Origin of the sequence: Achromobacter sp. 2789STDY5608621 (assembly GCF_001299375.1) — a bacterium.
GTDB lineage: Bacteria > Pseudomonadota > Gammaproteobacteria > Burkholderiales > Burkholderiaceae_B > Achromobacter > Achromobacter insuavis.
The window spans coordinates 337,315-343,056 of sequence record NZ_CYTU01000003.1 but is presented as its reverse complement, the minus strand read 5'-3'; the positions used below and the strand labels follow the sequence as shown (position 1 = coordinate 343,056).

The following is a 5,742-nucleotide window of genomic DNA, read 5'->3' as shown; positions in this document are numbered from 1 at the left end:
GCGGAACAGGGGCAGGGCGTCGGTGTGCTTGCGGCCGTAGTCCAGGTTGAACGCATAGTCGAAATCCGGGGCATTGGCGCCCTGGTTATGTTGCAGCAGCGTCTCCAGCTTGTCCATCGCCTTGACGGCCCGGGCCTCGGGCGAGCCGGCGTTTTCATAGTCGTCCCACAGCGCCAGCAGCCGCGCGCGCGCCGCGGCGTCCAGCGGGGCGGCCAGCTGCAGCAGGTCGAGCCGTTCCTGGGCGCCCTTGTCGGCGCCCGTGGCCTGCTGCGTCGCCGGGATGTCGCCATGGATGGCCTCGCCCAGGTCGTGCACCACGCACAGCCGCAGGATCCGGGCGAAATCCAGGTCCGCCAGGCCGTCTTCGAGCATCATCGCCATCAGGCACAGGCGCCAGGTGTGTTCGGCCGTGCTCTCCTGGCGTCCGCCCGAACTGTGGGCGCTGCGCAGGACGTCTTTCAGCTTTTCGGCTTGCCGCAGGAATTCGAGCCGGCCTTGCAGGGTATCGGTGTCCATGAATCAGGTTGTCGTAAGTCTGTTCTCAATACGCTCGCGGGTATTGCTTCCTGCCAACGAGTGTATCTTGTGACTGCCACGATGACGCCGCCAGCTTCCGCCGGCACCCCGCACTATGACCGGGCGACGATCGCTTTCCACTGGCTGACGGTGATCCTGGTCGTCGGCCTGTTCGCCCTGGCCGAGATCTGGGGCTTCCTGCCGCGCGGCACGCCGACGCGGCGCCTGCTGCAATCGGTGCATATCTCCTTCGGGCTGCTGTTCGCGGCGGTATTCGTGCTGCGCGTGGTCTGGCGGCTGAGCCGCGGCCGGCACCTGCCGCCGGCCTCGGGCGGCTGGCTGCGGCTGGCGGGCGCCGGCATGCACGGGCTGCTGTACCTGCTGCTGGCGGCGCAGATCGTGCTGGGCTTCCTGTTCCGCTGGGCGCAGGGCGAGCCGTTCGCGTTCTTCGGCCTGTTCGACATCCCCACGCTGGTCAGCATCGACCACGAGCAGCGGCGCTTTTTCGGCGGCCTGCACAACACCGTGGCCTGGAGCATCATCGTGCTGGCCTGTATCCACGCCGTGGCGGCGCTGTTCCATCATTACGTCCTGCGCGACGGCGTGCTGCGCCGCATGACCGCCAGCCGCTGAGGCGCCGCAAAAAAGGGGCGGTTGGGGGCCGGATCCGGGGCGGGCAGGTTGTACATTACGCTCTATCACCCGCTACACCTTTACAGGATCGCTCTCCCATGACCGCCCCGGAAGTCGTCATCTCGCCCTCCATCACCTGCGCCAACGACCAGCCTTTCGTGCTGTTCGGCGGGATCAACGTGCTGGAATCCAAGGATCTCGCGCTGCGCGCCTGCGAGGAATACCAGCGCGTGACCACCCGGCTGGGCATCCCCTACGTGTTCAAGGCGTCGTTCGACAAGGCCAACCGCTCGTCGATCCACTCCTACCGCGGCCCGGGCCTGGAAGAGGGCATGAAGATCTTCGAGGCGGTCAAGCAGAACTTCGGCGTGCCGGTGATCACCGACGTGCACGAACCCTGGCAGGCGGCGCCCGTGGCCGAAGTGGCCGACATCCTGCAGCTGCCGGCGTTCCTGGCGCGCCAGACCGACCTGGTGGTGGCGCTGGCCAAGACCGGCCGCGTCGTCAACATCAAGAAACCGCAGTTCCTCAGCCCCACCCAGGTGCTCAACATCGTCGAGAAATTCACCGAGGCGGGCAACCAGCAGATCATCCTGTGCGACCGCGGCACCAGTTTCGGCTATGACAACCTGGTGGTGGACATGCTGGGCTTCGGCGTCATGAAGAAGGTTTCCGGCAACCGGCCGGTGATCTTCGACGTCACCCACGCTTTGCAGCAGCGCTCGGCCCTGGATGCGGCCTCGGGCGGCCGCCGCGAGCAGGTGGCGGAACTGGCGCGGGCGGGCATGGGCGTGGGGCTGGCGGGCCTGTTCCTGGAGGCCCATCCGGACCCCAGGAACGCCAAGTGCGACGGCCCCAGCGCCCTGCCGCTGGACAAGCTGGAGCCGTTCCTGACCCAGCTCAAGCAGCTGGACGATCTGGTGAAATCCTTTGCGCCCATCGACATCGAACCCTGATGCCGCCTGTCATCGCGGATCAGTGAAGTTGTTATACGATCCGGGCCACCAACTTTCGGGAGGCCTGGATGTCGTTTTACGCAATCGTCGCCGTTCGTAAAGAAGCCGTCAGCGGCCACGTGGCCTACGTGCGCTGGGGGCTGGCCGAGCGCGGCGTGCCCGGCTGGGTCAGCGACCCCGTGACGGCGGCGGCTTCCGAAGTGATCGAGGCCATCAAGGCCGGCGCCGAGGTCGAAACCGTGATCAGCGTCGACGGCCTGTCCGTGGCCTCGCGGCCGGTGCGGGTGCTGACCGACGATGACGGGCGCGAGCACCTGGCGTCGGTGCCGATGCCCAGTTCCACCCTGCATACCGTGTTCGACCTGCCCGAATTCTAGGGCCTGCGCGAGGCTCCTTGTAGCGTGAACAGGCCCTAGGAGCGGTAAGCCCGTACTGCCCCGGCTGGTAATTTCTCCACCCTTCGCCCTGCCCGTTGCCGTGCGCCGCGTGGCGGGCATGGCGCTTGCTGCCGCTAGTGCCGTCATACCGCCGCGACCGGCGCGGCCACGGCGGGGCTTCAGGGGGAACCAACATGATGGACCATAACGAAATGATGGCCCGCATGATCAGCAAGCCCATCGCGCCCGGCAAGCCCGAAGGTTGGGATGGCATCCTGTCCGCCTACGCGGATTGCCTGATGCAGGTGCAGGGCAAGTTGACCGAGGACGACCTACGGCGTTTCCTGGACGTGGGCGCGCGGGTGTTCCGCAGCTGTTGCCAGGAGGAAGCGCGGCAGCGCTGGACCGCGGAGCAACTGGCGGCCTACCACCGCAAGCCGCGGGTCGACTATTGAAAGGGGGCGGTTGGCTGCGCTAGAGACACTGGCGCAGCGCGAACTTGCGGCCAAAGGCGCGTATTTCGTCGCCGTCGATCGAGGCGGCGACGTCCCAGTGGTCGCCGCGCGTGATCAACACCGACTGCGACGACAGGGCGTGGCGCAACGCGAACATCCAGAACGCGGCTTCCGAGCCGACCGGCGCCAGGTCGTGCGGGCCGATGCGCAGTCGCGCCGGCCGGGGCGTGGCGCCCAGCGACCAACGCAGCGCAACGCCCAGGAAGGCGAAGCGGGCCATCACCGATGACGGTTGCACGCAAAGCACTCGGATCTTGGGTTGCATGGTCACGGGACCTCCACAAGGGTGACCCAGCGTAGCAAAGAAGATTTCATCCTTCCATACTGCATTTGGATTACCAGCGGATTGCGTCCGGGGCGGCAGGCATCAGTCCGCGGGCAGGCGGGTGAAGAGATTGGTGACGATCATCTGATCGGGACGCTTGGTGCCCGGCGTGGCCGGCGGCATCAGCCTGTCCATTTCCTTGCGGTCCTGGACGCGGGTGAGCGTCAGGTGGTCGCCCTGGATCTTCACGTAGCGGATGGAGGCCTCGCCGATCTCGTATTCGCTGGTGGATCGCTCCAGCGTCTGCTCGATACGCTTGGCGTCGAGCCAGCGGTAGGTGCCGCTGGAAAGCGCGCCCGGGCCCTGCATCGACCAGGTGCCGTCGCTGCGGAATTCGGCCACGCCCGCGCCGCCGGACGGCTGGGGCGGCAGCGCCTGGCCGTCGACGGTGCGCAGCATGGTCTGGTGCCGCCATTTGCCGACGAGGGCTTGCGCGGCGGCTTGCTGCGTCGGCGGTTGGGCGGGCGCCGCGGCGGGCAATAGCGCGGTGCCGCCGAGCAGGGCGGCCAGAGCGTAAAGGCGCAGGAGCTTCATTTTGGTGGGGCGAGGGGTCCGGGTTGCGGGGGCGGGGGCCGGTCTCCAGGGGCGGCCCATCAAACGCAGTGTTGCATTATGCGCGACGACGGCGTTTGCCGCGAGTGCCGGCCTCGCCGCCGGTGGTTGCGATCAGGGCCGGCGCAGGCCCGCGAGCAGCAGGTCCAGCGCCTGCAGCGCCTGCGCCAGCCGCGCCTGGCTGTCGTCCCCGGCGATCCAGAGGGCGCTGTCGGCCAGTCCGCCGTGCAGCATCCGCGCCAGCGCCTCGGGTTCGGCCTGGCCGATGGCGCCTTGCGCCATCAGGGCCTGCAGCAGCGCGCCCAGCGACGTGGTGCATTGTTCCTGCGCGGCGGCGCCGCCATGGCCCAGCACCGCGCGCGCATCCTGCAGCACGATCCGGCGGATCTCGGGCTCGGCCGCCATCGCCAGATAGGCCCGGCAGCGTTCGCGCAGGGCGGTCCAGGCGTCGGGGGCGTCGCGCGAAATGGCCTGCAGCCGCGCCTCCATCTCGGCGTCGATCTGCGCCGCGACCGCCGCCAGCAAGCCCTGCTTGTCACCGAAATGGTGATACAACGCTCCTCGGGTCAGCCCGGCGGCGGCGGTCAGGTCGTCCATCGACGTGCCCGCATAGCCGGCGCGGCGGAACGACTCGCGTGCCGTCGACAGCAGTTTTCCGCGGGTTTCTTCGATCATCTCGGCGCGCGATCGCGACATGGCTGGCTCCAGTGGCATACGAGGCGTATGTTAATTGACATACGCTGGGTATGTGAATACCATCTTGCATACGCTTCGTATGTCAATCTGTCCGGCGGCGCCCACCGCCGGCTGCAACATCCCCAGAGGTTCCGGGTGTCGAATCCCTATCGCGAATTGTTCCAGGCGCCCGGCGCCGCCGCCTTCGTCGCCGCCTGCGCCGTGGCGCGGCTGGCCCTGCCCATGATCGGCATCGGCATCATCACCATGCTGTCCCAGGTGCGCGGCGCCTACACCCTGGCCGGCGCGGTGGCGGCCACCTTCGCGCTGGCCACCGCCTTGCTGGCGCCGCGTATTTCGCGCCTGGTGGATCGCCATGGCCAGGGCCGCATCCTGCCGCTGGCGGCCGGCGCCTGCGTGGCCGGGCTGGCGGGCCTGGCCGCCTGCGTGCGCTTGCAGGCGCCCGACTGGACGCTGTTCGTGTTCGCGGCGCTGGCGGGCAGCCTGCCGAGCATGCCCGCCATGGCGCGGGCCCGCTGGACCGAGATCTACCGCGACCGGCCGCAATTGCGCACCGCCTATGCGCTGGAGTCGGTGTTCGACGAATTGAGCTTCATCATCGGCCCGCCGCTGGCGGTGGGGCTGTGCGTGATCCTGTTCCCCGAGGCCGGTCCGCTCGGCGCGGCGCTGCTGCTGGGCCTGGGCGTGACCGCCTTCGTGCTGCAACGGGCCACCGCGCCGGCGGTGCAGCCGCGCGAGGCGGGCCGCGAATCGTCGGTATTGGGCGTGCCCCTGATGCGCCAGCTGACCGCCATGATGGCCGCCATGGGCGTCATTGTCGGCACCATCGACGTCATGAGCGTGGCCTTCGCCCGCCAGCAGGGCCTGCCGGCCGGCGCCAGCGTGGTGCTGTCGGCCTATGCCCTGGGCTCGTGCGTCGCCGGCCTGGCGTTCGGCGTGCTGAAATTCCAGATGCCGCTGGCGCGCATGTTGGCCATTGCGGCCAGCGTGACCGCCTTCACCACCTTGCCGCTGCTGTGGGTGGGCGACCTGCTGACGCTGTCGCTGGGCGTGCTGCTGGCCGGCCTGTCGTTCGCGCCGACCATGATCATCGCCATGGCGATGGTGGAGGGCAGCGTGCCGGGCCGCCGTCTCACCGAAGGCCTGACCTGGCTGGTGACGGGGCTGGGGGC

At 68.6% G+C, this 5,742-nt stretch carries 9 protein-coding genes; 5 read left to right on the top strand and 4 right to left on the bottom strand.

Going from position 1 to position 5,742, the window contains the following annotated elements:
* Positions 1 to 516: HD domain-containing protein (locus AOZ53_RS05685; protein ID WP_156333279.1), on the bottom strand; the 516-nt coding region annotated here is incomplete at its 3' end.
* Positions 517 to 585: 69 nt separating this feature from the next.
* Between AOZ53_RS05685 and AOZ53_RS05680 the strand changes: the two genes are divergently transcribed.
* The 4 genes from AOZ53_RS05680 (at position 586) to AOZ53_RS05665 (ending at position 2,937) form a co-directional block, all read left to right on the top strand.
* Positions 586 to 1,149, top strand: a complete 564-nt coding sequence (locus AOZ53_RS05680; RefSeq protein WP_231689758.1) for a cytochrome b — start codon at positions 586 to 588, stop codon at positions 1,147 to 1,149.
* 98 nt (positions 1,150 to 1,247) lie between these two features.
* Positions 1,248 to 2,105 (top strand): 3-deoxy-8-phosphooctulonate synthase, encoded by an 858-nt coding sequence (gene kdsA / locus AOZ53_RS05675; protein WP_054429979.1) that lies wholly within the window; start codon positions 1,248 to 1,250, stop codon positions 2,103 to 2,105.
* Positions 2,106 to 2,173: 68 nt separating this feature from the next.
* Positions 2,174 to 2,482, top strand: coding sequence for a hypothetical protein (locus AOZ53_RS05670; protein ID WP_054429978.1), 309 nt, complete (start codon positions 2,174 to 2,176; stop codon positions 2,480 to 2,482).
* A gap of 194 nt (positions 2,483 to 2,676) precedes the next feature.
* A complete protein-coding gene (locus AOZ53_RS05665; protein ID WP_231689757.1) occupies positions 2,677 to 2,937 on the top strand; it encodes a hypothetical protein in 261 nt (86 codons plus the stop codon).
* Between the two features lie 19 nt (positions 2,938 to 2,956).
* Here AOZ53_RS05665 and AOZ53_RS05660 read toward each other — a convergent pair whose 3' ends face one another.
* The 3 genes from AOZ53_RS05660 to AOZ53_RS05650 form a co-directional block, all read right to left on the bottom strand.
* Positions 2,957 to 3,262 (bottom strand): hypothetical protein, encoded by a 306-nt coding sequence (locus tag AOZ53_RS05660; protein WP_054430334.1) that lies wholly within the window; start codon positions 3,260 to 3,262, stop codon positions 2,957 to 2,959.
* 102 nt (positions 3,263 to 3,364) lie between these two features.
* Positions 3,365 to 3,856: a hypothetical protein gene (locus AOZ53_RS05655; protein ID WP_054429976.1), complete on the bottom strand. Its 492-nt coding sequence runs from the start codon at positions 3,854 to 3,856 to the stop codon at positions 3,365 to 3,367.
* Between the two features lie 132 nt (positions 3,857 to 3,988).
* Positions 3,989 to 4,570, bottom strand: a complete 582-nt coding sequence (locus AOZ53_RS05650; protein WP_054429974.1) for a TetR/AcrR family transcriptional regulator — start codon at positions 4,568 to 4,570, stop codon at positions 3,989 to 3,991.
* A gap of 135 nt (positions 4,571 to 4,705) precedes the next feature.
* On the opposite strand from AOZ53_RS05650, the gene AOZ53_RS34660 reads away from it, so the two are divergent.
* The coding region (locus tag AOZ53_RS34660) for an MFS transporter (protein ID WP_054487229.1) at positions 4,706 to 5,742 on the top strand (1,037 nt) is incomplete at its 3' end.

Coding starts and splice junctions, on each gene's coding strand:
- AOZ53_RS05660 (WP_054430334.1), bottom strand. CDS start 3,262: ATGCAACCCAAGATCCGAGTGCTTTGCGTGCAACCGTCATCGGTGATG.
- AOZ53_RS05655 (WP_054429976.1), bottom strand. CDS start 3,856: ATGAAGCTCCTGCGCCTTTACGCTCTGGCCGCCCTGCTCGGCGGCACC.
- AOZ53_RS05665 (WP_231689757.1), top strand. CDS start 2,677: ATGATGGACCATAACGAAATGATGGCCCGCATGATCAGCAAGCCCATC.
- kdsA (WP_054429979.1), top strand. CDS start 1,248: ATGACCGCCCCGGAAGTCGTCATCTCGCCCTCCATCACCTGCGCCAAC.
- AOZ53_RS05650 (WP_054429974.1), bottom strand. CDS start 4,570: ATGTCGCGATCGCGCGCCGAGATGATCGAAGAAACCCGCGGAAAACTG.
- AOZ53_RS05670 (WP_054429978.1), top strand. CDS start 2,174: ATGTCGTTTTACGCAATCGTCGCCGTTCGTAAAGAAGCCGTCAGCGGC.